We start from the raw sequence: 22,461 nt of genomic DNA, 5'->3' as shown, positions 1-22,461 counted from the left end.
ACATACGGCCGAAAGCAATATGTCCGAAAAGGGAACGCCGTGATTTGTGACTGGCGGTTGAATTCGGGCAACGCGAAAGACCGCACCTCCGCCGGGCGGAGGGCGGTCCCGGGCCGAATCCGGTTCCGGCGGCGCAGGCGCGCGCGCCGGTCACATCGGGGATCAGGCGGCCTTGAGGGCCTTCACGCGGGCGTTCAGGCGCGAGATCTTGCGCGACGCCATGTTCTTTTCCAGGGCGCCCTTGGAGGCGGCGCGGGCGATCACCGGCGCGGCGTTGCTCAGGGCGGTCTGGGCCTGTTCGTAATCGCCGGTGGCGATGGCGGCCTCGACCTTCTTCATGAAGGTGCGGGCGCGCGACTTGCGGGCGTGGTTGATCTCGTAGCGCTTGGCGTTGCGGACGATCCGCTTCTTAGCCGACTTGTGATGGGCCATTGCCTAACCTTGTCTGTAATGCTGGTGAAACCGGCTTCGCACCGTGGAAGCGCGGTTTATAAGGAATCCCCGGCACACAGTCAACCGGGAGCTTGTGGAAAACCGTCGTTTGCCCTGGGAACGCGGGCGGTGCGGTGTCCGTGCCCGTCGCCTTCGCGACTCCGGCCCATGCGACCGGGGGCGAAACGGCACCGGCCGCCGGGGCGGGAACGCCGCCGGCGGCCGGGCTGTGACGGGTGAGCCGCCTTACCGGTTCTTGAAGTTGGGCTGGCGCTTCTCGGCGAACGCGCTCATGCCTTCCTTCTGGTCCTCGGTGGCGAAGGTGGAGTGGAACAGCCGGCGCTCGAACATCAGCCCGTGGGTCAGGGTGGTGTCGAAGGCGGCATCGACGGCTTCCTTGGCCATCATGACCACCGGCCGGCTCATGCCGGCGATGCGGTCGGCGGTCTTGACCGCCTCGTCCACCAGGTCGGCGGCCGGCACGATGCGCGAGACCAGGCCGCAGCGCTCGGCCTCGGCGGCGTCCATCTGGCGGCCGGTCAGGCACATTTCCATGGCCTTGGACTTGCCGACGAATCGGGTCAGGCGCTGGGTGCCGCCGGCGCCCGGGATGGTGCCGATTGTGATTTCCGGCTGGCCGAACTTGGCGGTGTCGCCGGCCAGGATGAAGTCGCACATCATGGCGACCTCGCAGCCGCCACCGAGCGCGTAGCCGTTCACGGCGGCGATGATGGGCTTGCGCACGGTGGAGACGCGCTGCCAGCCCTTGGTGATGAAGTCCTGCAGGTAGGCGTCCATGTAGGACTTGCCGGCCATCTCCTTGATGTCGGCGCCGGCGGCGAAGGCTTTCTCCGAGCCCGTCAGCACGATGGCGCCGATCTCGTCATCGGCCTCGAAGGCGTCCAGCGCCTTGCCCAGTTCGTCGATCAGCGCGACGCACAGCGCGTTCAGCGCCTTGGGACGGTTCAGGGTGATGAGGCCGACGCGACCCCGTGTTTCCACCAGGATGTTCTCGTAGGGCATCGGATCAATGCTCCGTTCAACGATGGCTTGGGTTTATGTCCTTGGACGAAATGGGCGCCGACCGGCTGGCCGCGACCCCTTCGATGGTGTAGGCGCGGCAGTCAGTCGGGCGACACCTCGAAGCGGACCAGAAGAGTCGGCGCACCGCCCGGGGACGGGCGGGGAAACTCGATGCGCAGCACCTCGCCCTCGCGGCGGAAGACCCGGGCGTCCTGCCGGGTCCATCCAAGCTGGGGAAGGGTGGCGCCGTAGAAGTCCAGCACCTGGCCGGGCGTGGCCCGGCCGCTGGCATAGGCTTCCACGATGCGGCCGTAGGGGCTGTCGAACACGGTCGTCCGGTCCGTCTGCTGGCTGAGGCTGGGCATCAGCGGCAGGTCCTCGAACCCGTCGAGGAACGCCGCCCCCTTGGCTCCCGGCCCCAGGGGCAGGAACACCAGGAGCGCCAGGCTCAGCGCCAGGACCGGCGCGGCTATGCTCGGCCAGAACCGCATGCGCGGTACGCTACACTCACCGCTGCCGTTTGGCACAGAAAAAAGTCGAGCGGCCCGCCTGGACGATTCGCTGGATGCCGTTCGCCTGGCCCTCGGCGGCGCCGCAGTCGCACCCGGGGCAGGGCTGGCCCTCGCGGTCGTACACGGCGAAGGTGTGCTGGAAGTATCCCAGTTCGCCGGTGGCCTGCCGGTAGTCGCGCAAGGACGACCCGCCCGAGGCGATGGCCTCCGTCAGCACCGACTTGATGGCCGGCACCAGGGCCTCGACCTTGCGCCGGCCCACGTTGTCGGCCAGCCGGCGGGGGCTGACGCGGGCGCGGAACAGGGCCTCGCAGACGTAGATGTTGCCCAGGCCCGCCACAGCGCCCTGGTCCAGAAGCGCGCTCTTGATCGGCGTCTGCTTGCCTTTCAGCGCCGCCGCCAGGACGGCGGGGGTGAAGGCGTCCGACAGCGGCTCCGGCCCCATGGCGGCCAGCAGCGGGTGATCCTCCACCCCGGCCACCGTCGACAGGGTCATCAGCCCGAATCGCCTGGGGTCGTGGTAGGAGACCTGGGCGCCGTCGTCGGTGGTCAGGATCACGTGGTCGTGCGGCGCCGGCGGGGGGAAGTTGGTGCCGGGCGCGCGGATGGTCATGCTGCCCGACATGCCCAGGTGCCCGAGAAGCGCCGTGCCGTCGTCCAGTTCCCAAATGAAGTACTTGCCGCGCCGGCGGATTCGCAGCACTCGGCGGCCTTGCAGGGCAGCGGCGAATCCGGGCGGAAAGGGGATGCGCAGGTCAGGCCGGCGGACCTCCACACCGGTCAGGCGGCGCCCCTCCAGGGCGGCGGCCAGGCCGCGGCAGACGGTTTCGACTTCGGGAAGTTCGGGCATGATGGCGGCAATCTAGGGCGTCGGGCGGCAAAGCGCCAGCCGTGGCGTTCAGGCCCGCCGCATCATGGCCGTCAGCACGCCGGCGCCGACCAGCAGCCCGCCGCCGGTGCGGTTGACCGCGCGGCGCACCGCCGCCGACCGCACTGCCCGCCGCGCCGAGGACGCCAGCAGGGCGTAGGCGGCGGCGTTCAGCACCGCCAGCGTCAGGAACGTCGCCTCCATGATCGCCAACTGCGGCAGCACCGGAAGCGCCGGGTCGAGGAACTGCGGCAGGAAGGCGACGAAGAAGACGATGCCCTTGGGATTGAGCGCGGTGACGATCCAGGCGTGCAGCAGCATGGTGCGGCGGCTGACCACGGGGGCCGCGACCTCTTCCGGGCCGCTCTCGGGCACGGGCGCGCGCCACATGCGGATGCCCAGCCACACCAGATAGGCCGCGCCGATCCATTTCAGCACGGTGAACGCCTCCGCCGAAGCTGCCAGGATCACGCCGAGTCCCGCCAGCGAGGCGGTCATGGCCGTGAAATCCCCCAGCAGCACCCCGGCGACGGTGGCGAACGCCGCCCGCCGCCCCTGCCCCAGCGCATAGGCCACCACCAGCAGGATGGTCGGGCCGGGAATCAGCAGCATCACTGCCGAGGCGGCGGCGAAGGCGAGCCAGAGGTCGAGGGGCATTGGCGTGCGCTCCAGGATTGACGGTCAGGCAAGGCGCAGGGTGGCGCCCCGTCGCCGTGCCTGGTCCACCGGACGTGAATAGCCGAGGCCGCCCGGCACCGCCAGTGCGATGACGGTTACAGCCCCCAGACGGTCACGTAGAATTCGTCGCCGCTGTCGACGAGTTCGCTCAGGTAGGTGATGTCGATGCTGTTGCTGCCGCCCGGACCGGTGAACTCCAGTTCGGCGGCGCATTCGAAGGCGCCGGTGGTCTCGTTCGCATCGGTGGTGCGAATCGCGTTCAGGGACATCTCCACCTTGTTGGCGATTTCGGCGCCGGCCTGCTCGAGCAGGCTGTCGCGCGCGATTTCCAGCACGAGGTCGACGGTTTCGGTGTCCGAACACGCCGGCGCCGTGTCGGAGCAGGCCGCGGTCAGCAGAGACGCGGCGACCACGAGCGACGCCGGTACGATCTTCAACATTCTTTTTCCCCTCATGAAGCGCCGCAGGCAGGAAGGCGCGTTCTTCCCAACGCCGCCAACCGGGTGCCTCGAAAGGGTGTTTCACAGAAGCTGGGCCGCAGGAAATCTTTAGAGGTAGATAAATAGGCGAATCGCTTGTTTCACGCAAGAATGACGTTGCCGATGAGCAAGCATTTCTCAGCCCAAGGTGACGTCCGCCTCAGCCGCCGTCCATCACCTGCAGGTGGGCGCGCGCCGTGTCGGCCTCGGGACTGTCGGGGGCGGCGTCCAGCAGGGCGAGCCAGGCCGCGCGCGCCGTCGCGACGTCGCCGGACTGGCGGGCCAGGATGCCCTTTTCCAGAAGTGCGGCCGGGTGCGCCGGGTCGATCGAAAGCGCGCGGTCCAGGTCGGCCCGCGCGGGAACCGGGTCGCCCGCCATGCGGAAGGCCGACGCCCTCAGGGCCAGGGCGCCGGCGTCGCGCGGGCGGGCGTCGAGGACACGGGTCAGGTCGTCGATGGCCCCGCGCACGTCGCCGGCCTCCACCAGCGTCAGCGCCCGGTCGGTCAGCAGCGCCGGGTCGCCCGGCAGAAGCTCCAGCGCCGTCGACTGTACCGCGTAGGCGCGCTCCGCGTTGTCGGCCATCAGCCACGCCTGGGCGGCCTGCGCCAGCATGCCGGCCCGCAGGGCCTCGGCCGCGCGGGAGACTTCGGCCAGCTTTTCCAGGCGCGTGGCGGCCTCGGCATACTCGCCCAGCCCGATCAGGGCGACGGCCTGGCAGTGCCGCGCCGGTTCGCCGCCCGCCAGCCCGGCCCACTGGCCGGCCAATTCCCACGCCCGATCCGGGCGGGTCTCCGCCAGCTCCATGCATTGCGCATATTTCGCCGCCGGGTCCGGCGCGGCGTCCTGGGCGGCGGCGGGCAGGGCCGCCAAGGCGAGCAGGGGCAGGGTCAGGCGGGGCAGAAGGCGGGTCATGCGATGTCCATGGGCTTGAGGGCGGCGTCGGCGCATCATAGGTTCCAGGGCATTGTGGCGAAACGGTGAGAGGTTTTCATGGCGGACCCCGGACGGCTGTTCATCTTCGGTCTCGGCTTCAGCGCGCGGACGCTGGCCCGCCGGCTCATGGCCGAGGGCTGGCAGGTCGCCGGCACCACCCGCAGCGCCGAGAAGCGCGAGGCCCTGGCGGCCGAGGGCGTCGAGGCCCACCTGTTCGACCGCGACCAGCCGCTGCCGCCGGGCGTGCTGGCGGGCGCGACGCATCTTCTGTCGTCGGTGCCGCCCGATCCCGCCGGCGACCCGGTGGTCGACGCCCACGCCGCCGACATCGTGGCGCTGATGCCGGGGCTGCGCTGGGTGGGCTACCTGTCCACCACGGGCGTTTACGGCGACCATCAGGGCGGCTGGGTGGACGAGGAGACGCCCGTCGCCCCCGACGTCGGCCGCAGCGAACGCCGGGTGGAGGCCGAGGTGGCATGGCTGAACCTGTGGCGCGAGCACGGCCTGCCGCTGCACATCTTCCGCCTGGCCGGCATCTACGGCCCCGGCCGCAGCGCCGTCGATTCGGTGCGCGAGGGCAAGGCGCGGCGCGTCATCAAGCCGGGGCAGGTATTCTGCCGCATCCATGTGGACGACATCGCCCAGGTGGTGGCCGCCAGCATGGCGCAGCCACATGCAGGGCGCATATATAATGTCGCCGATGACGAGCCGGCGCCGCCGCAGGTGCCCATCGAGGAAGCCGCGCGCCTTCTGGGCGTGGACCCGCCGCCGGCGGTGGACTTCGAGGAGGCGGACCTGTCGCCCATGGCGCGCAGCTTCTACCGCGACAGCCGCCGGGTGCGGAACGACCGCATCAAGCAGGAACTGGGCGTGACGCTGAAATACCCGACCTACCGCGAAGGCCTGGCGGCAATCGCGAAGGGCTGATTAACTTTGCGCGGGGGAGCGCGAGGGGGAGGCCGCGCCTTCCCCTCGCAGAAGTCCTCAAACCCTGCGCAGCCACACCTCGCGCACGCGGTGGTCCTCGCCCTTGCGCAGCACCACGTCGGCGCGGGCGCGGGTGGGCAGGATGTTGTCGCGCAGGTTCACCAGGTTGATGCTCTCCCACACCGACTCGGCGAAGGCGGCGGCCTCCGTCTCGGGCATGGCGGCGTAGCGGTGGAAATAGGCCTCCGGGTCCTGGAAGGCTGTGGCGCGCAGGGCGAGGAAGCGGTCCAGGTACCAGCGCCGCAGGTGGTCCTCCGCCGCGTCGACGTAGACGGAAAAGTCGAAGAAGTCCGACACGAAGGGTCGGTGTTCGCCCTCCTGTTGCAGCGGCCCAACCTGGAGGACGTTCAGCCCTTCCAGCACCACCACCTCGGCGTCCTCCACCGCCACGGTCCGGCCGGGGACGACGTCATAGGTCTGGTGGCTGTAGACGGGCGCGTGGGCGGGGCGGCCCAGGCGCAGGTCGGTCAGGAAGCCGACCAGGGCGCGCATGTCGTAGGTGCCGGGAAAGCCCTTGCGGTGCATCAGGTCGCGCGCCTTGAGTTCGGCGTTGGGCAGCAGGAAGCCGTCGGTGGGCACCAGCGCGACCTTGCGCCCCTCGGCCTGGAGCAGCGATTGCAGCACGCGGGCGGCGGTGCTCTTGCCCACCGCGACGCTGCCGGCGAGGCCGATGATGAAGGGCATGGGGCGCCCCGGCCGGCGGTTGAGCGCGGCGCGGCGGCGGCGCAGGTCCCACTGGGCGCCCATATGGGTCACCAGCAGTTCGACCAGCGGCATGTAGATGCGCTCCACCTCGCCCAGCGTCAGCGGGTTGCCGATGCCGCGCAGCCGGCGGATGTCGTCGGCGTCCAGCGGCGGCGGGGCGCTGCCGCCCCAGGCGACGGCCCAGTCGGCGGCGGTGTAGCGGTCGAACAGCGGTCCCACGGTGCCGCTCCCCGAAACAAGGCTCATCTCGCGAGACCTCTCCCCAGGCGTATGACGCGCACAGAATGAGCAGGACGGGTGCATCGCGCAAGGGCCGTATGAATTGACGCTGATGAAAGTATCGGACAACTTTGTCGGCAAAATATCGACATAACGTGGAGGTTTTGCCGATGTCCCGCATCACCGGCCCCGACGGGCGGTTCGAGCCGCAGTGCCCGGAGTATGCCGCCCGCGTCGCGGCCAGCTTCGCGCGCCAGAGCTTCATGGCGACCATCGGCGCGGAACTGGGCCGGGTGGAACCGGGCTTTTGCGAGATCCGCCTGCCGTGGCGCGCCGACCTGTGCCAGCAGCACGGATTCATCCACGCCGGCGTCACCACCACGCTGGCCGACAACGCCTGCGGATATGCGGCCTATTCCCTCATGCCCGAGGACAGCTCGGTCCTGACGGTGGAATTCAAGACCAACTTCATGGCCCCCGGCGCCGGCGAGATGTTGATCGCACGCGGCATGGTGGAGAAACCCGGCCGCTCCCTGACCGTCACGCGGGCCGAGGTGGTGGGCGTTGTCGACGGCCGGGAAAAAACGGTCGCGCTGATGCAGGCGACCATGATGTCCATGGCCGGCCGGCCCGATTCGGCGGCACCGGCGGGATAGCGCCCGGCGCCCGGCATCAGGCATCAGACATCAGGCAACAGGCGTCAGGCGCTCTGGGCGCGGCTGAGCAGGGTGGCGGTGACCAGGATCACCGCCATGCCCGTCAACTGGACCGGGGACAGGGTCTCCCCCAGCGCCAGGACCCCGAAGGTCGCGGCCGTCACCGGCTCCACCATGGCCAGCACGGAGGCGATGGTGGGCGGCGTGTGGCGCACGCCGGCGACATACAGGGCGAAGGACAGGCCCGCCCCCAGGACGCCCAGCAGGATGAAGAGCGGCCACGACTCCGAGACCAGTGCCGCCGCGACGGCCTCCAGTTCGACCAGCGGCAGCAGCGCGACCACCACCGTCGCCAGCGCGATGGACAGCACCAGCGGCACCGGCCCGCGCTGGGCGGCTGCCTGAAAGCTGAAAATGAACACGGCGTAGGACACGCCCGCGAGCAACCCGAAGGCCACGCCCCAGAGGGTGACGCTCCCGTCGGTGCGGTGGACCTCGGTCAGCAGCACCACGCCCGCCGTGACGGCGGCGACGGCCAGCGCCTTGGGCAGGGTCGGGCGCTCGATCCGGCACAGCACCGCCGACAGGAAGACGAAGGCGGGCGCGCTGTACATCAAGGTCGCGGCGACGGCCACGCCCGTTTCGCGGATGGCGAGGAAATAGAAGGTGAAGTTGACCGCCACGCCGGCCCCGGCCACCAGCGACCAGCCGAGAAGCCCGGCGAGAGTCCCGGACGAGCGCGGACCGTGACGGTTCCACGCCAGCCACAGGGCGACGCAGATCAGACCGAAGGCGGCGCGGTGGAATGTTACCGTCAGCGGCGCCCAGCCGGCCGCCATCAGCAGGCCGCCCAGCCCGCCGGCCAGGCCCCAGAACATGGCTGCCAAGGCGATCAGTAGCGGGCTGAGGCGCGGCATCGGGTCTCCTTCGGTTCCGAAGGGGAACGTCCGCACCGCACCCGACGATCACGCGCGCTGAAACCGGCCCCGCCTACCGGCCTTCGCGGGCGATCAGCGCGCGTGCGGCCCCGGCCGCCGCTCCGGCGTCGCCGCCGCTTGCCAGCGTCCACGCCAGCGCCAGGTCCACGGCGCCGTCCAGCGCCGGGCCGTCCTCCAGCCGGGCGGCGGCGCGGGCGCGCAGGCGCTCGGCCTCGTCCGGGTCACCCCAGCGGGCGCGGCGCAGGCCGTCGGCATCGCGCAGGGCGAAGGGGCGGGGGAAGGGCGCGGCCTCGTACAGGCGGTCGAGCAGCGCCTCGTGCCCCGCCGGGTCGGCCGAGGCGACGGTGGCGCCGGCCAGATCCTCGGCCAGCAGCATGGCGACGCGGCGGGCATCGCGCCCGTCGGCCTCCAGCGCGGGCCGCGACAGGCCGTGACGCGACTCGGCCTCGGGCGCATAGAGCGACTCGTCCCAGTCCGGCGCCGGGCGGATCAGCCACGAGGCGGCGGCCGACAGGTCGGCGGCGGCCCAGGCGATTTCCACCGGCACGCCGTCCTCGGGCGCCGAGGCCGCGATGTCGAGGAAGATCAGCATGGGCCGGCCGCTCAGCCGCGCGCCTGGATGTCGCGCAGGGTGTCGCGGAACAGCGACTCGCAGTCGATGGGCGTGATGCCGGTGCCGACGCGGACGTCGTTGGCCCAGCAGTCGTATGCGGCCTGGGCGGTCGCGAGCTGCTCGGGCAGGGTGTCGCGCGCGCTCATGGACAGCATGAGGGCGGCGCGGGCGCGTTCCAACTCGCCGGTCGGCGCCGATTCGGGCTCGGGCACGGGTGTGGAGGCGGCGGCCATGGCCTTGGTGCGGAAGAAGGCCGCGTCGCCCGCATCGCCGGCGCGGTCCTCGTAGGCGGCCATGGTGGCGTAGGCCTCGGCCAGGGCGGCGGGGAAATCGAGCCCCTGGCCCTGGACGATGGGCGCGGCCATGACGGCCTGCGGCGCCATGGCGGCCGCGGCGGGGCTGACGGAGCCCTCGGGCGGGCTGGTTTCGCCGGCGCAGGCGGCCAGCCCGAGCGCGAGGGCGGCGGCGGTGGCGCGGGCAAGCGGGCGCGGGATGGCGACGGACGGCATGGGCTTCATCTCCCTCGATCCTCTGATCCAGGCTCGGAACGTTGTGCGGCAGGGTGGAGTGGCACTGTGGCGGGATCAAGGCCGAAACCCGATCCCGCGCCGGTTTTGCGGGCATGTTCCGCTTTGCGCGCGCGCCTCGACGCCTTATATGTCCGGGCGAGACTGCCCTTCTTCCAAGATAGACGTGCCATGACCACCGACACCACCGCTGCCGACGCCGTCGCGCGCGAGGACGCCGCCGTTTCCGACGCCCAGGCGAATGCCGTTTCCGATGACGGCATCGAGAAACTGCCGCTTCAGGCGTCCGACACCGCCGCCAGGGCCGCCGTCGCCGCCGACCACGGCAAGCGCGACCTGGTGGGCCTCAGCCGTGAGGAACTGGGCGCGGCCATGGCCGAGCTTGGCGAGAAGCCCTTCCGCGTCAAGCAGGTGTGGCAGTGGATCTACAACAAGGGGGTCACGGATTTCGACTCCATGACCAACCTGTCCAAGCCCCTGCGCGAAAAGCTGGATGCCCACTTCGTCATCCGCCGCCCGTCCCTGCCCGTGGAGCAGACGAGCGAGGACGGCACGCGCAAGTGGCTGATGCGGTTTGCCGACGGGAAGGAGGCGGAAACCGTCTACATCCCGGATGTCGACGAGCCGCGCGGATCGGTCTGCATCTCCAGCCAGGTGGGCTGCACGCTGACGTGCAAGTTCTGCCACACGGGCACGCAGCTTCTGGTGCGCAACCTGTCGGCGGCCGAGATCGTCAGCCAGTTCATGGTCGCCCGCGACAGCTATGGCGAGTGGCCGAGCCCGACCGACGAATCGCGCCGCCTGTCCAACATCGTCATGATGGGCATGGGCGAGCCGCTGTACAACTACGACAACGTGGTCAAGGCGCTGAAAATCCTGGTGGACGGCGACGGCATCGCCCTGTCCCGCCGGCGCATCACGCTGTCGACCTCCGGCGTCGTGCCGGAGATGTACCGCCTGGGCAACGACATCAACGTGAACCTTGCGGTGTCCCTGCACGCGGCGACGGACGAGATCCGCAACCGCATCATGCCCATCAACAAGAAATACCCGCTGGCCGAGCTGATGAAGGCCTGCCGCGAGTACCCCAACGTCTCCAACGCCCGGCGCATCACGTTCGAATACGTGATGCTGAAGGACGTCAACGACAGCGACGCCGACGCGCGGGCCCTGGCGAAGCTGGTCGAGGGCATCCCGTGCAAGTTCAACCTGATCCCCTTCAATCCCTGGCCGGGATCGCAGTTCGAGTGCAGTTCGTGGAACCGCATCCGCAAGTTCTCGGACCTGCTCTATGACCTGGGCTTCTCGGCCCCCATCCGCATGCCGCGCGGCCGCGACATCCTGGCGGCCTGCGGCCAGCTCAAGTCGGAAAGCGAGCGCGAACGCAAGAGCCTGATGAAGGCGCGGCTGGCCGCCGGCATCCCTGACGAGCACTGAGGGTGGGCGCCGAAGGGATCCCGGCGCGCCCGCGCAGCCTGGCCGACGTGGCGGCGCGGGCGATCCATACGGGCGACTACACCTCGGCCATGAAGGAATTCATCGACACGCTGATCGCCGAGGCGCCGGTGCTGCCCGAGTCGGCCTATGCCACGCGCCCGCCCCTGCCGGAGTCGGCGGTCCTGCGGGCGCATCTGGGTGGCATGGCGGAGCATCTGGCGGCGCTGGCCGGCCGCGCGGCGCCCGACTGGTGCCGGGAGCCGGTCTTTTTCCTGGACGCGCCGCACGTCATGGCCGGTGCCCACGCCGACGCCATCATGCGGGCCCAGACGCCCCCCGCCTTCGCGCGCCGAAACCTGTTCTGCGGCCCCGTGCTGCTGAAACTGGAGGCGGTGACCGGCCGCCGGAGCGGCTGACGCGCCGACGCACGCCGGCCGGGTCGCGCGCTCAGGAATGTCGCACCGGGAACACCGAAAACGCCGGGAACGTTCATGTTGCGGCGGGCGCCTGCCCGTCGGTCGCGGTGGTGATCGAGGTGGTTTCGCATGACGTTTGTTTTTCTCGGCGTGGGGCTCCTGCTGCTGTTCGTCGGCGGCGAGTTGCTGGTGCGCGGCGCGGTCCGCCTGGCCGAGGGGCTGGGCATCTCGCCGCTGGTGATCGGGCTGACGGTGGTCGGCTTCGGGACGTCGACGCCGGAGATGGTCACCTCCATCCAGGCCGCGCTGGCCGAGACGCCGGGCATCGCCATCGGCAACATCGTCGGCTCGAACATCGCCAACATCCTGCTGATCCTGGGCCTGTCGGCGGTCATCTTCCCCATCGTGGTGCAGTCGGTGGCCCTGAAGCGCGACGGGGCCATCATGCTGGGCGTGGCGGTGGTCTTTTCGCTGCTGGCGGCGGCTTTCCCTCTGACGCGGCCCGTCGGCATCGTTTTCGTCGCTGTGCTGGCCGGCTACGTCTTCTACGTGATCCGCCAGGAGCGCCGCGCCGCCGCCGCCGCGCACGGTGCGGTATACGACAAGGCGCTCGCCCTGGAAGGCGCCGACCCGGCGCTGGTGCCCCGCCCGGTGGAAAAGCCGTCGCGGGTCCTGCCGGTGATCTTCTGCGTGGTGGGGCTGGCCTTGCTGATCGGCGGCGGCAAGCTGCTGGTCGACAACGCGGTCGCGCTGGCGCAGCAGATGGGGATTTCAGACACGGTCATCGGCCTGACCATCGTGGCCGTCGGCACGTCGCTTCCCGAACTGGTGACGTCGCTCATCGCGGCGGTGCGCCAGCAGGCGGACGTGGCCTTCGGCAACATCGTCGGGTCGAACATCTACAACATCCCGGCCATCGGCGGGATCACGGCCGTCATCGCGCCGGTCAGCGTGCCGCCGCAGATCGTGACCTTCGACAACCCGGCGATGATCGTCGCGAGCCTGCTGCTGCTGCTGTTCGCCTGGACGGGCCTGCGGATCAGGCGGCTCGAGGGGGCGCTGCTGGTGGCCGCCTACGCCGTCTACGTCTACCTGATCTGGCCCTGACGCCGGTGCCGCGGCCCATGAAAAAGGGGCCGCCGGATCCCGGCAGCCCCTTGGTCCCTCGGCCTTGGCCTTGTTCTTTTCAGCGGTGATCGAGCGTCCCGCTGTAGATGGACTTCACCAGTTCCGTCAGGGTGACGCCGATGCGGTCGCCCTCGGTGATGACGACCTCGCCGCGCGCGACCAGGATGTCGTTGGCGTAGATTTCGACGGGCTGGTTGGTCTTCTGGTCCAGCTCCACCACGGCACCACGGCCCAGCTTCAGCAGCTGGTTGACCCGCAGGTGGGACTTGCCGAGCACGACGGAAATCTCCACCGGGACCTTGTAAATGGCGTCGAGCGCTCCGCTCTCGCCGAGGGTCATGTTGTCGCTCATGGACCGTCCGGGCGCGTGTGGGAATGGAAACCGTAACCGCCGTACCATGCCACGGCGCGGTTAAGAGGGGGTAAAGGTGGCTAGACCTCCAGCTCGAAGGCCGCCGAGATCAGCGCCTTGGTGTAGTCGCGCTGCGGGGCCTCGAAGATTTGCGAGGCGGGGCCTGACTCCACCACCTTGCCGTCCTTCATGACGATGATCGTGTCCGCCAGCGCCCGCACCACGCGCAAGTCGTGGCTAATGAACAGGTAGGCCAGGCGGTGGCGCTGCTGGATGTCGCGCAGCAGGTCGACGATCTGCGCCTGCACCGACACGTCCAGCGCGCTGGTCGGCTCGTCCAGCACGATGAAGCGGGGCTTCAGCACCAGCGCACGCGCGATGGCGATCCGCTGGCGCTGGCCGCCGGAGAACTCGTGCGGGTAACGGTGGCGGGTATCGGGGTCCAGCCCCACCTCTTTCAGCGCGTCGATGATCATCTGCTCGCGCTCCTCGGCGCCCGAGCCGATGGCGTGCAGGTCCAGGCCCTCTCCGACGATCTGGCCGACGGACATGCGGGGGCTCAGACTGCCGTAAGGGTCCTGGAAGACGATTTGCATCTGCCGGCGCAGCGGCCGGATGGCGTCGCGCTTGAGCGTGTCGATGCGCTGGCCCTGGAAGCGGATCGGCCCGTCCGACGACGTCAGCCGCAAGAGCCCCATGGCGAGCGTCGTCTTGCCCGAGCCCGATTCGCCGACCACGCCGACCGTCTGGCCCTCGCGCACATTCACAGTCACCCCGTCGACGGCCTTCACGTGGTCGACGGTGCGGCGGATGATGCCCTTCTTGATGGGAAACCAGATCCTCAGGTCGTCGGCGGCCATGATTTCCTCGGCGTCGCCGGGCGGCGTGGCCGGCTTGCCCTTGGGCTCCGACGCCATGAGCATCTTGGTATACGGGTGCTGCGGGCGGTCGAAGATGTCTTCCAGCGGGCCGCTCTCCACCACCTCGCCGCCCTGCATGACGCAGACGTCGTCGGCCATCTTGCGCACCACCGTCAGGTCGTGGGTGATGAACAGGATCGCCATGCCGAAGCGCGCCTGGAGGTCCTTCAGAAGCTTGAGGATCTGCGCCTGGATGGTCACGTCCAGCGCCGTCGTCGGCTCGTCGGCGATAAGGATGTCGGGGTCGTTGGCCAGCGCCATGGCGATCATCACGCGCTGGCGCTGGCCGCCGGACAGCTCGTGCGGCAGGGCGGTCAGGCGCTCCTTGGCGTTGGGCAGGCCAACCAGCTCCAGCAGCTCCAGGATTCGCGCCCGCGCGGCCTTGCCGGTCAGGCCCTTGTGGATCGCCAGGATTTCCCCGATCTGCTTTTCGATGTTGTGCAGCGGGTTCAGCGACGTCATGGGCTCCTGGAAGACCATGGCGATGCGGTCGCCGCGAATCCGGCGCAGCGTGCGCGTGGGCGCGTTGACCAGCTCCTGCCCCTCAAGCCGGATGGAGCCCTTGGGGTGATGCGCCAGCGGATAGGGCAGCAGTTGCAGCACCGACAGCGCCGAGACCGACTTGCCCGAACCCGATTCGCCCACCAGCGCCAGGGTGCGGCCGCGGTGCAGGTCGAAGGAGACGCCGCGCACCGCGCGGGCTTCGCGCTCGCCATGGCCGAAGGAGACGTGCAGGTCGCGCACGCGCAGCAGTGGCTCCCCGGTGTCGCGGGGCGGGGCGGCGGCGGTGCCGGCGGGGGGCAGGGTCTGGAGGTCGTCGTTCGCCATCACGCCACCCGCTTGCGAGGATCGAAGGCATCGCGCACGGCCTCGCCGACGAAGACCAGCAGCGACAGCATCACCGCCATCACCATGAAACCGGTGATGCCCAGCCACGGCGCCTGCAGGTTCTCCTTGCCCTGGCGCAGAAGGTCGCCGAGGGAGGGCGAGCCCGGCGGCAGGCCGAGGCCCAGGAAGTCCAGCGCCGTCAGGCTGACGATGGCGCCCGACAGGATGAACGGCGCAAACGTCAGCGTCGCCACCATGGCGTTGGGCAGGACGTGCTTGACCATGATCTTGCCGTCGCCCATGCCCAGGGCCTTGGCCGCGCGCACGTAGTCGAAGTTGCGCGCCCGCAGGAACTCCGCCCGAACCACGCCCACCAGGGCGGTCCAACTGAACAGCAGCAGGATCACCAGAAGCGTCCAGAAGCTGGGCGCGATGATGCTCGACAGGATAATCAGGATGAACAGCTGCGGCAGGCCGCTCCAGACCTCCAGGAAGCGCTGGGCGATCAGGTCCAGCCAGCCGCCGAAGTAGCCCTGAACCGCGCCGGCCAGGACGCCGATCACCGACGAGACGATGGTCAGGATCAGGCCGAACAGCACCGATATGCGGAAGCCGTAGATCATGCGCGCCATCACGTCGCGCCCCTGGTCGTCGGTGCCCAGCCAGTGGCGGGCGTCGGGGGCCGAGGGCGCGGCCTGACCCAGCATGACGTCGGGTGTCGCGTAGTCGTAGCGGATGGGCGGCCAGATCATCCAGCCGTCGGCCTCGATCAGCTCTTGCACCGCCGGGTCCTTGTAGTTGGCTTCGGTCGGAAAGAATCCGCCGAACTCGGTCTCGGGGTAGCTGACCAGAACGGGGACGTGCGGCTTGCCGTCGTACCAGACGAAGATGGGCTCGTCGTTGGCCAGGAACTCGGCGAACAGCGACAGCACGAACAGCACCAGGAAGATCCACAGCGACCAGAACCCCCGCCGGTTGGCCTTGAAACGGGCCAGCCGGCGGCGGGTGATGGGGCTCATGTCGGAGAACAGGGCCATGGGCGCGTACGGGTCCTCAGGTGGTCTGGGCTTCGAAGGTGATGCGCGGGTCGACCATGTGGTACGTGATGTCGCTGACCAGGTTCAGCAGCAGACCGATCAGGCCGAACACGTAGAGCGTGCCGAACATCACCGGGTAGTCGCGGTTGATGGTGGCCTCGAAGCCGAGCAGCCCCAGGCCGTCCAGCGAGAAGATCACCTCGATCAGCACCGATCCGGTGAACAGCATGGTCACCAGCGCGGCCGGGAAGCCGGCGATGATGAGCAGCATGGCGTTGCGGAAGATGTGGCCGTACAGCACCTGACGCTCGCCAAGCCCCTTGGCGCGGGCGGTGATCACGTACTGTTTGTTGATCTCCTCCAAGAAGCTGTTCTTGGTCAGCATGGTCAGCCCGGCGAAACCGCCGATGACCATTGCCGTGACCGGCAGGGTCAGGTGCCAGAAGTAGTCGCCGATCTGCTGGATCAGCGTCATGTCGGCAAAGCCGTCCGACGTCAGCCCGCGCAGGGGGAACCAGTCGAAATACCGCCCGCCGGCGAACAGCACGATCAGCAGGATGGCGAACAGGAAGGCCGGCACGGCATAGCCGACGATCACCACCCCCGATGTCCATGTGTCGAACTTCGACCCGTCGCGCACCGCCTTCATCACGCCGAGCGGGATGGACACCAGGTATATGATCAGTGTCGACCATATCCCCAGCGAGGCGGAGACGGGAATCTTCTCGATGATGAGGTCGAGCACGCCCTCGTCGCGGTAATAGCTCTCGCCCAGGTCGAAGGTGGCGTAGTTCTTGATCATCAGCCAGAAGCGTTCGTGCGCCGGCTTGTCGAAGCCGAACTGCGCCTCGATCTCGGCGATGAACTCGGGCGGCAGGCCTTGCGCGCCGCGGTATTCGCTCTCGCCGCCGCCGCCGCCCTGCTGGGCCTGCCCGCCGGTCTCGCCGCCGCCCGTGCCGGTGATGCGGGCGGTGGCCTCCACGGCCGTGCCCTCGATGCGGGCGATCATCTGCTCCACCGGACCGCCCGGCGCGAACTGGACGATCACGAAGTTGATGAGGATGATGCCGAACAGCGTGACCGGGATCAGCAGCAGGCGGCGGACGATATAGGCGAACATGCGGCTCTAGCCCTCCTGCCCGCTCAGCCGCCGCTTTCGGGGCCGGTGGGTGCGCCGGCCTCGGCCTGGGTCTCGGCGGCGTCCTCCTTGCCCTCGGCGACGACCTTGTCCTTGTCGGGCACGATCCACCAAGCCATCAGGTCGATGCCGCGCATGGGCCGGGCATCGGTGAAGCCGAACTTGTCCCAGTAGGCGACGCGCTGATAGGGCGCGTGGAAGTGCGGGATGACCAGGAAATTCCACTGCAGCACCCGGTCGAGCGCGTGCACGCGGGTGATCAGCGATTTGCGGTCCGGCGCCTGGATGACCAGCTCCACCAGCTTGTCGACGGCGTCCGACTGCAGGCCGGCGTAGTTGCGGCTGCCGGTGTGCTCGGCGGCGGCGCTGGACCAGTATTCGCGCTGCTCGTTGCCGGGGCTGAGCGACTGGCCCCAGACCACCACCGTCATGTCGAAGTCGAAGCTGCGCAGGCGGTTGATGTACTGGGCGGTGTCCACCGTGCGCACGCGCGCGTCGATGCCGAGCGTCTTCAGGTTCTGCACGAAGGGCAGGGTGTAGCGCTCGGCTTCCGGCGAGACCAGGAGGATCTCGAAGCTGAAGGGCTCGTCGGTTTCAGGATCGACCAGCATCCGCGTCTTGGGGTCGACCTGCCAGCCGGCCTCCTGCAGCAGCAGGAAGGCGGCGCGAAGGTTCTCGCGGATGTTGCCCGAGGCGTCGCCCATGGGCGGCGTGTAGCTTTCGGTGAACACGCGCTCGGGAATCTCCCCGCGCAGGGGCTCGAGGATTTCAAGCTCCTCCTGGCTCGGCAGCCCGGTGGCGGCCAGTTCCGAGTTGTCGAAATAGCTGCGGGTGCGGGCGTACTGGTCATAGAAGATGGTCTGGTTCGCCCACTCGAAATTGAAGGCGTAGGCCAGCGCCTCGCGCACCAGCGGGTCGGCGAAGATGTCGCGGCGCATGTTGTAGACCCAGCCCTGCATGCCCGCGGGCAGGTCGTGGTCGAAGGTCGCCTTCTTCACCAGGCCCTGCTCGAAGGCCGGGAACTGGTAGCCCACCGACCAGTTCTTGGCCGAGTTCTCCATGCGGATGTCGTAGGCGCCCGCCTTGAAGGCCTCCAGCGCCACGGTGGTGTCGCGATAGTAGTCGTAGCGAATCCGGCCGGCGTTGTTGCGGCCGACGTTCACGGGCAGGTCCTTGCCCCAGTAGTCCGTCACGCGCTCGTAGACGACGTAGCGGCCCGCCTCGAAGCCGGCCACGCGATAGGGGCCGCTGCCGAGCGGCGGTTCCAGTGTGGTGGCGGTGGGGTCGCGGCCCTCGGCGGTCCAGTAGTGCTTGGGCAGCACCGGAAGCTGCCCGACGATCAGCGGCAGCTCGCGGTTTTCGCTGCCCTCCTGGAACAGGAAAGTGACTTGGCGGTCGCCCGTCTTCACCACGTCCTTCACGTTGCCGTAGTAGAAGCGGTAGAGCGGATCGCCGTCCTCCACCAGGAAGTTGAAGGTCCAGATCACGTCTTCCGGCTTGATGGGCTCGCCGTCGTGGAAGCGGGCGTCGGGGTCGATGTCGAACGCCACCCAGCTGCGGTCCTCGGGCATGCGCACGGCTTCGGCGACGCGGGCGTATTCGCTGAACGGTTCGTCGTCGGACGGCGTCAGCAGCGTGTCGTAGATCATGCCGATGCCGGCCACCGAGGTGCCCTTGGCGATATAGGCGTTGAAGCTGTCCCACGTGCCGGTGGTGAACAGCTTCATCTCGCCGCCCTTGGGCGCGTTGGGGTTGACGTAGTCGAAGTGGGCGAAGCCTTCCGTGTAGCGCGGCTCGCCATGCATGGCGATGCCGACCACCGGCTCGACGGCCGCGATGTCCGGCAGGGCGGTCGCAGTCTCCGCCTCCTGGGCGGCGGCCGGCGCGGCGGCGAGGCCGGCGGCGAGCATGGCGGCGGCGAGACGACGGACGAAGTGGCGCAACGGACCCTCCCGGACAGACACCCACGATCCCATTGAGATAAAGGGATAGTGGGCCGACAGGCGCCCCACCGCAAGAAGCGGTGGGCAACTTTTCGGCGGCGTCTTCATCCAACGCGACCGAAAAGCACACCGTTCAGGCGCATCGACGCTGTTTTGTTGCGCCGGGGAAGGGTATCGCCGGCCTCAGCCTTCGCGCAGAACGCGCAGGGCGGCGGCGTGAACCTGCGGCCCGCCGGCGGCCAGCACATGGCCGTCCGCGCCCTTGACCAGCGGTGCGCCGGTCCAGTCGGTCACCACGCCGCCGGCATTCTCCACCACCGGCACCACGGCGGCCCAGTCGTGCAGCTTCAGGTCCGCCTCGCACACGATGTCGACGAAGCCCGAGGCCAGCAGCCCGTAGGCGTAGCAGTCGGCGCCGTAGCGCGGCAGCTTCACGCCCTTGTAAAGGCGCTGGAAGACCGGCCAGTCCCCGCCCACGAACATCTCCGGCGCCGTGGCGTACAGCGCGGCGGCGTCGACGCGGCCGATGTCCCGGGTGGCGGCGGGCGTGCCGTTGAGCGTCGTGCCGTGGCCGGCCGCGCCGATCCAGCGTTCGCCGAGGATGGGCTGGTCGATGACGCCCAGCCACGGCCGGCCGTTCTTCAGAAGCGCGATCAGCGTGCCGAAGCTGGGCTTGCCGGTGATGAAGGCCTTGGTGCCGTCGATGGGGTCCAGCACCCAGACGTGTTCGGCGTCGGGGTTCACCGCCGGGAATTCCTCGCCGATGATGCCGTGGTCGGGAAAGGTCTCGGCGATGACGGCCCGCATGGCCTCCTCCGCGCCGCGGTCGGCGGCGGTGACGGGGCTGTCGTCGGCCTTGTCGTCGATGTCCAGCGGCGTGCGGAAATGCCGGCGGATCAGCGCCCCGCTGGTGTCGGCCAAGCGGTTGGCGAGCGCCAGGAAGGCCTCCGGCACGGCGGGCTCGGTCAGGGTGCTGACGGCGGCGGACGGCGAGGACATGGCGCGGCTCCTGGAGCTGGGGTCTCCGCGATGCCTACTCCCGCCGCTTGGCTGCCGTCAATCCGTCTTCGGTTACAGGGTCTGGCCGCGCATCAGCTTGGGCAGGATGCCGATCTCGCCCATGGCGTGGCGCATGAAGAACTTCTTGGCCGGGTTGATCTTGTTGACCACCGCCAGCCCCACGTCGCGCGCCAGCCGCACCGGCGGAATGTCGTTGGAGAACAGCCGCACGATGACGTCCGTCAGGCCCAGCATCAGCAAGTTGTCGAAACGGCGCAGGCGCTGGTAGTCGTCCAGCACCGTGATGGTGCCGACGTCCAGGCCCAGGCGATGGGCGTCGACGATCTTTTCGGTCAGCACGGCCACGTCGCGCAGGCCGAAGTTCATGCCCTGGCCGGCCACCGGGTGCATGCCGTGGGCCGCGTCGCCGATCAGCGCCAGGCGGCGGTCGGTGTAGCGCCGCGCGAATTGCAGCGACAGCGGATAGTGGAACTTCTTGCTGACCACCTTCACGTCGCCCAGGAAATCGCCGAAGCGCTTCACCAGTTCGGCGTGAAAAGTGCTGTCGTCCAGGTTCATCAGTTCTTCCACCAGGGCGCGGCGCTCCGTCCACACCAGCGAGGAATGGTGGCCGCCCTTCAGCGGCAGGATGGCGAAGGGGCCGGCGGGCAGGAAGTGCTCGATGGCGGTGCCGTTGTGGTCGCGCTCGTGCCAGACGGTCATGACGATGCCGTCCTGGCCGTAGTCCCAACCATGAATGGGGATGCCGGCGGCCTCCCGCGTCGGCGAGCGGCGGCCGTCGGCGGCGACCACCAGCTTGGCGCGGATGATGCGCCCGTCCTCCATTTCCGCCGTCACGCCGTCGGGGCCGCGGTCCAGCGCCACCACAGAATGGGGCGCCAGGTGGGTGACGTCGGGCAGGCTTTCCAGTTGGGTGTAGATGGCGCGGCGCATGACGCGGTTTTCCGCCATGTAGCCCATGGGCGCGTCGCCCACGTCGCGGTGGTCGTAGTGCAGGAACAGCAGGCTTTCGCCATCGGCGACGCGGATGTGCTCGATGGGCTGGCAGTCCTCGGCCATGTGTTGCCACAGGCCGACGCCGTCGAGCACCTTCTGGCAGGCCAGCGCGACGGCCGAGCAGCGGCCGTCGTAGCCTTCGTGGGTGAGGGTGGAGGGATCGTCGCGGTCCACCACGATGCAGGGCACGCCGAAGCGCCCCAGCGCACAGGCCATCGTGCCGCCCACCAGTCCGCCGCCGATGATGAGGACCTCGGTCCGAAGCTCCATGATCCGCTCCCGTGAATTCCGATGCCATGCCCGAGGCTTACGGGCCGGCTTGTATACGCGCCCGATTTGAGCCCCGACCACGCCGTTTGTCCAGACTTCAAGCAGGGGCACAGCGATTGTGCGCAAAATTAATGCAGAAATGACAATATGCATTGATTTTGTGCAGTGACGGACGGGACCTGTTGGCCCCGGTGGCGGTGAATGGTCCGGTTCATAACGAGTCGCGCGGCCCGGCCGAGTCTGGCACGCCCCTTGAAAAGTCTTCGGCCGGGATACCCGAGCATGAGGACACCACCCATGAAGCTCGTCACCGCCATCATCAAGCCGTTCCGGCTCGACGACGTGCGTGAGGCTCTGCTCGACCTCGGGCTGCAGGGGCTGACGGTCACCGAAGTGCGCGGCTTCGGCCGCCAGAAAGGCCAGACCGAAGTCTACCGCGGCGCCGAGTACGAGGTGAGCTTCCTGCCCAAGGTGAAGGTGGAAGTCGCCGTCGAGGACGACCTGGAAGACAAGGTCATCGAGGCCGTCCGCGAAGCCGCCCACACCGGAAAGATCGGCGACGGAAAAATCTTCGTCACCGAAGTCGCCCGCACGGTGCGCATCCGCACCGGCGAAAAGGACATGGATGCGGTCTGACCGCCCATACCGTCCAGACCCGTCCGCCGCCGGCGGGCGAAGGAAAGAAGGACCCTTACCCCATGACCAAATTGCGCAGCCTTCTGGCGCCGACGGGCGCCGCCCTGGCCGTGGCCCTGGCCGCCGCCCCGGCGCACGCGGAGGTGTCGGCCGAGACGGCGTTCACCTTCAACACGTTCTCGTTCCTCATTCACGGCGCCATGGTGTTCTTCATGGCCGTCGGCTTCGCCATGCTGGAAGCCGGCCTAGTGCGGGGCAAGAACGTCGCCTCCATCTGCCTGAAGAACACCGCGCTGTACGCCACGGCGTCCATCGCCTTCTACCTGGTCGGCTACAACCTGATGTACGTCGACGTGTCGGGCTGGATCGGCAGCTTCGCGCTGCTCTACAACCCGTCGGGCGCGGAAACCGCCCTGCTGGGCGCCGACGAGGCGACGCCGGAGATGGTGTCCGAGGTGGTCGGCAACGGCTATTCGGTCATGTCCGACTGGTTCTTCCAGGTGGTCTTCGTCGCCACCGCCGCCTCGGTGGTCTCGGGCACGGTGGCCGAGCGCATGAAGGTGTGGCCGTTCATCGCCTTCGTCTTCGTGCTGGGCGCGGTGATCTACCCGATCCAGGGTTCGTGGACCTGGGGCGGCGGCTGGCTGACCGAGATGGGCTTCTCGGACTTCGCCGGGTCCACCATCGTCCACTCCGTCGGTGGCTGGGCGGCGCTGGCCGGTGCCATCATGGTGGGCGCGCGCAAGGGCAAGTACGGCGCCGACGGCCG

The 22,461-nt window shown here is 69.0% G+C and carries 24 protein-coding genes and 1 pseudogene; 7 read left to right on the top strand and 18 right to left on the bottom strand.

What is annotated here, in order from left to right:
• Positions 1-162: 162 nt before the first annotated feature.
• From rpsT to C882_RS25710, 7 genes are all read right to left on the bottom strand, one after another.
• Complete coding sequence (rpsT, locus tag C882_RS19895) at positions 163-432, bottom strand: 30S ribosomal protein S20 (RefSeq protein WP_009542482.1); 270 nt, start codon at positions 430-432, stop codon at positions 163-165.
• A gap of 246 nt (positions 433-678) precedes the next feature.
• On the bottom strand, positions 679-1,455 hold the full coding sequence (locus C882_RS19890) for an enoyl-CoA hydratase (RefSeq protein WP_009542481.1): 777 nt from the start codon (positions 1,453-1,455) through the stop codon (positions 679-681).
• 101 nt (positions 1,456-1,556) lie between these two features.
• Positions 1,557-1,946, bottom strand: a complete 390-nt coding sequence (locus C882_RS19885) for a hypothetical protein (RefSeq protein ID WP_009542480.1) — start codon at positions 1,944-1,946, stop codon at positions 1,557-1,559.
• Between the two features lie 16 nt (positions 1,947-1,962).
• Positions 1,963-2,817 (bottom strand): bifunctional DNA-formamidopyrimidine glycosylase/DNA-(apurinic or apyrimidinic site) lyase, encoded by an 855-nt coding sequence (gene mutM, locus C882_RS19880; RefSeq protein ID WP_009542479.1) that lies wholly within the window; start codon positions 2,815-2,817, stop codon positions 1,963-1,965.
• A 48-nt stretch (positions 2,818-2,865) separates the two neighbouring features.
• On the bottom strand, positions 2,866-3,492 hold the full coding sequence (locus tag C882_RS19875; RefSeq protein ID WP_009542478.1) for a LysE family translocator: 627 nt from the start codon (positions 3,490-3,492) through the stop codon (positions 2,866-2,868).
• A gap of 116 nt (positions 3,493-3,608) precedes the next feature.
• Positions 3,609-3,953 carry a hypothetical protein gene (locus C882_RS19870; RefSeq protein WP_009542477.1) on the bottom strand — a complete coding sequence of 115 codons (345 nt, stop codon included), beginning with the start codon at positions 3,951-3,953 and terminating at the stop codon, positions 3,609-3,611.
• 199 nt (positions 3,954-4,152) lie between these two features.
• The gene (locus C882_RS25710) at positions 4,153-4,905 is read right to left on the bottom strand and encodes a tetratricopeptide repeat protein (protein WP_009542476.1); all 753 of its coding nucleotides are present in this window, start codon (positions 4,903-4,905) and stop codon (positions 4,153-4,155) included.
• Between the two features lie 78 nt (positions 4,906-4,983).
• On the opposite strand from C882_RS25710, the gene C882_RS19860 reads away from it, so the two are divergent.
• Entirely contained in the window at positions 4,984-5,853 is an 870-nt protein-coding gene (locus C882_RS19860) for an SDR family oxidoreductase (RefSeq protein ID WP_009542475.1), read from the top strand.
• 57 nt (positions 5,854-5,910) lie between these two features.
• On the opposite strand, the gene coaA is transcribed toward C882_RS19860, so the two are convergent.
• A complete protein-coding gene (gene coaA, locus C882_RS19855; RefSeq protein WP_009542474.1) occupies positions 5,911-6,864 on the bottom strand; it encodes a type I pantothenate kinase in 954 nt (317 codons plus the stop codon).
• A gap of 143 nt (positions 6,865-7,007) precedes the next feature.
• Here coaA and C882_RS19850 point away from each other — a divergent pair, with 143 nt between their 5' ends.
• Positions 7,008-7,493 (top strand): PaaI family thioesterase, encoded by a 486-nt coding sequence (locus tag C882_RS19850; protein ID WP_009542473.1) that lies wholly within the window; start codon positions 7,008-7,010, stop codon positions 7,491-7,493.
• 44 nt (positions 7,494-7,537) lie between these two features.
• On the opposite strand, the gene C882_RS19845 is transcribed toward C882_RS19850, so the two are convergent.
• The 3 genes from C882_RS19845 to C882_RS19835 all read right to left on the bottom strand — a co-directional run bounded on the left by C882_RS19845 (position 7,538) and on the right by C882_RS19835 (position 9,553).
• A complete protein-coding gene (locus C882_RS19845; RefSeq protein ID WP_009542472.1) occupies positions 7,538-8,410 on the bottom strand; it encodes a DMT family transporter in 873 nt (290 codons plus the stop codon).
• Between the two features lie 73 nt (positions 8,411-8,483).
• A complete protein-coding gene (locus C882_RS23575; RefSeq protein ID WP_009542471.1) occupies positions 8,484-9,023 on the bottom strand; it encodes a hypothetical protein in 540 nt (179 codons plus the stop codon).
• Between the two features lie 11 nt (positions 9,024-9,034).
• Complete coding sequence (locus tag C882_RS19835) at positions 9,035-9,553, bottom strand: hypothetical protein (RefSeq protein WP_152415429.1); 519 nt, start codon at positions 9,551-9,553, stop codon at positions 9,035-9,037.
• A 189-nt stretch (positions 9,554-9,742) separates the two neighbouring features.
• Here C882_RS19835 and rlmN point away from each other — a divergent pair, with 189 nt between their 5' ends.
• From rlmN to C882_RS19820, 3 genes are all read left to right on the top strand, one after another.
• Positions 9,743-11,008, top strand: coding sequence for a 23S rRNA (adenine(2503)-C(2))-methyltransferase RlmN (rlmN, locus tag C882_RS19830; RefSeq protein WP_009542469.1), 1,266 nt, complete (start codon positions 9,743-9,745; stop codon positions 11,006-11,008).
• 2 nt (positions 11,009-11,010) lie between these two features.
• Positions 11,011-11,424 carry a hypothetical protein gene (locus C882_RS19825; protein ID WP_009542468.1) on the top strand — a complete coding sequence of 138 codons (414 nt, stop codon included), beginning with the start codon at positions 11,011-11,013 and terminating at the stop codon, positions 11,422-11,424.
• Between the two features lie 129 nt (positions 11,425-11,553).
• A complete protein-coding gene (locus C882_RS19820) occupies positions 11,554-12,531 on the top strand; it encodes a calcium/sodium antiporter (protein ID WP_009542467.1) in 978 nt (325 codons plus the stop codon).
• A 79-nt stretch (positions 12,532-12,610) separates the two neighbouring features.
• Here the strand turns inward: C882_RS19820 and fliN are convergent, their stop codons facing one another.
• The 7 genes from fliN to C882_RS19785 all read right to left on the bottom strand — a co-directional run bounded on the left by fliN (position 12,611) and on the right by C882_RS19785 (position 21,056).
• Positions 12,611-12,904, bottom strand: coding sequence for a flagellar motor switch protein FliN (fliN, locus tag C882_RS19815; protein ID WP_009542466.1), 294 nt, complete (start codon positions 12,902-12,904; stop codon positions 12,611-12,613).
• Between the two features lie 80 nt (positions 12,905-12,984).
• The gene (locus tag C882_RS19810; RefSeq protein ID WP_009542465.1) at positions 12,985-14,652 is read right to left on the bottom strand and encodes an ABC transporter ATP-binding protein; all 1,668 of its coding nucleotides are present in this window, start codon (positions 14,650-14,652) and stop codon (positions 12,985-12,987) included.
• Positions 14,652-15,689, bottom strand: coding sequence for an ABC transporter permease (locus C882_RS19805; RefSeq protein ID WP_009542464.1), 1,038 nt, complete (start codon positions 15,687-15,689; stop codon positions 14,652-14,654). Before C882_RS19805 ends, C882_RS19810 begins: the two co-directional genes overlap by 1 nt.
• Before the next feature lie 16 nt (positions 15,690-15,705).
• Positions 15,706-16,809, bottom strand: a complete 1,104-nt coding sequence (locus tag C882_RS19800) for a microcin C ABC transporter permease YejB (protein ID WP_009542463.1) — start codon at positions 16,807-16,809, stop codon at positions 15,706-15,708.
• Between the two features lie 23 nt (positions 16,810-16,832).
• On the bottom strand, positions 16,833-18,770 hold the full coding sequence (locus C882_RS19795; RefSeq protein WP_009542462.1) for an extracellular solute-binding protein: 1,938 nt from the start codon (positions 18,768-18,770) through the stop codon (positions 16,833-16,835).
• Positions 18,771-18,953: 183 nt separating this feature from the next.
• The gene (hisN, locus tag C882_RS19790; protein WP_009542461.1) at positions 18,954-19,769 is read right to left on the bottom strand and encodes a histidinol-phosphatase; all 816 of its coding nucleotides are present in this window, start codon (positions 19,767-19,769) and stop codon (positions 18,954-18,956) included.
• Positions 19,770-19,841: 72 nt separating this feature from the next.
• On the bottom strand, positions 19,842-21,056 hold the full coding sequence (locus tag C882_RS19785) for a UbiH/UbiF/VisC/COQ6 family ubiquinone biosynthesis hydroxylase (RefSeq protein ID WP_009542460.1): 1,215 nt from the start codon (positions 21,054-21,056) through the stop codon (positions 19,842-19,844).
• A gap of 297 nt (positions 21,057-21,353) precedes the next feature.
• Between C882_RS19785 and C882_RS19780 the strand changes: the two genes are divergently transcribed.
• The gene (locus C882_RS19780) at positions 21,354-21,692 is read left to right on the top strand and encodes a P-II family nitrogen regulator (protein WP_009542459.1); all 339 of its coding nucleotides are present in this window, start codon (positions 21,354-21,356) and stop codon (positions 21,690-21,692) included.
• Between the two features lie 62 nt (positions 21,693-21,754).
• Positions 21,755-22,461: pseudogene (locus C882_RS19775) on the top strand (ammonium transporter); the annotation flags it as partial.

Origin of the sequence: Caenispirillum salinarum AK4, assembly GCF_000315795.1 — a bacterium.
In the GTDB taxonomy this organism is placed as follows: domain Bacteria; phylum Pseudomonadota; class Alphaproteobacteria; order Rhodospirillales; family Rhodospirillaceae; genus Caenispirillum; species Caenispirillum salinarum.
The sequence above is the reverse complement of the archived record's forward strand: the minus strand, read 5'-3'. Positions and strand labels throughout refer to the sequence as shown.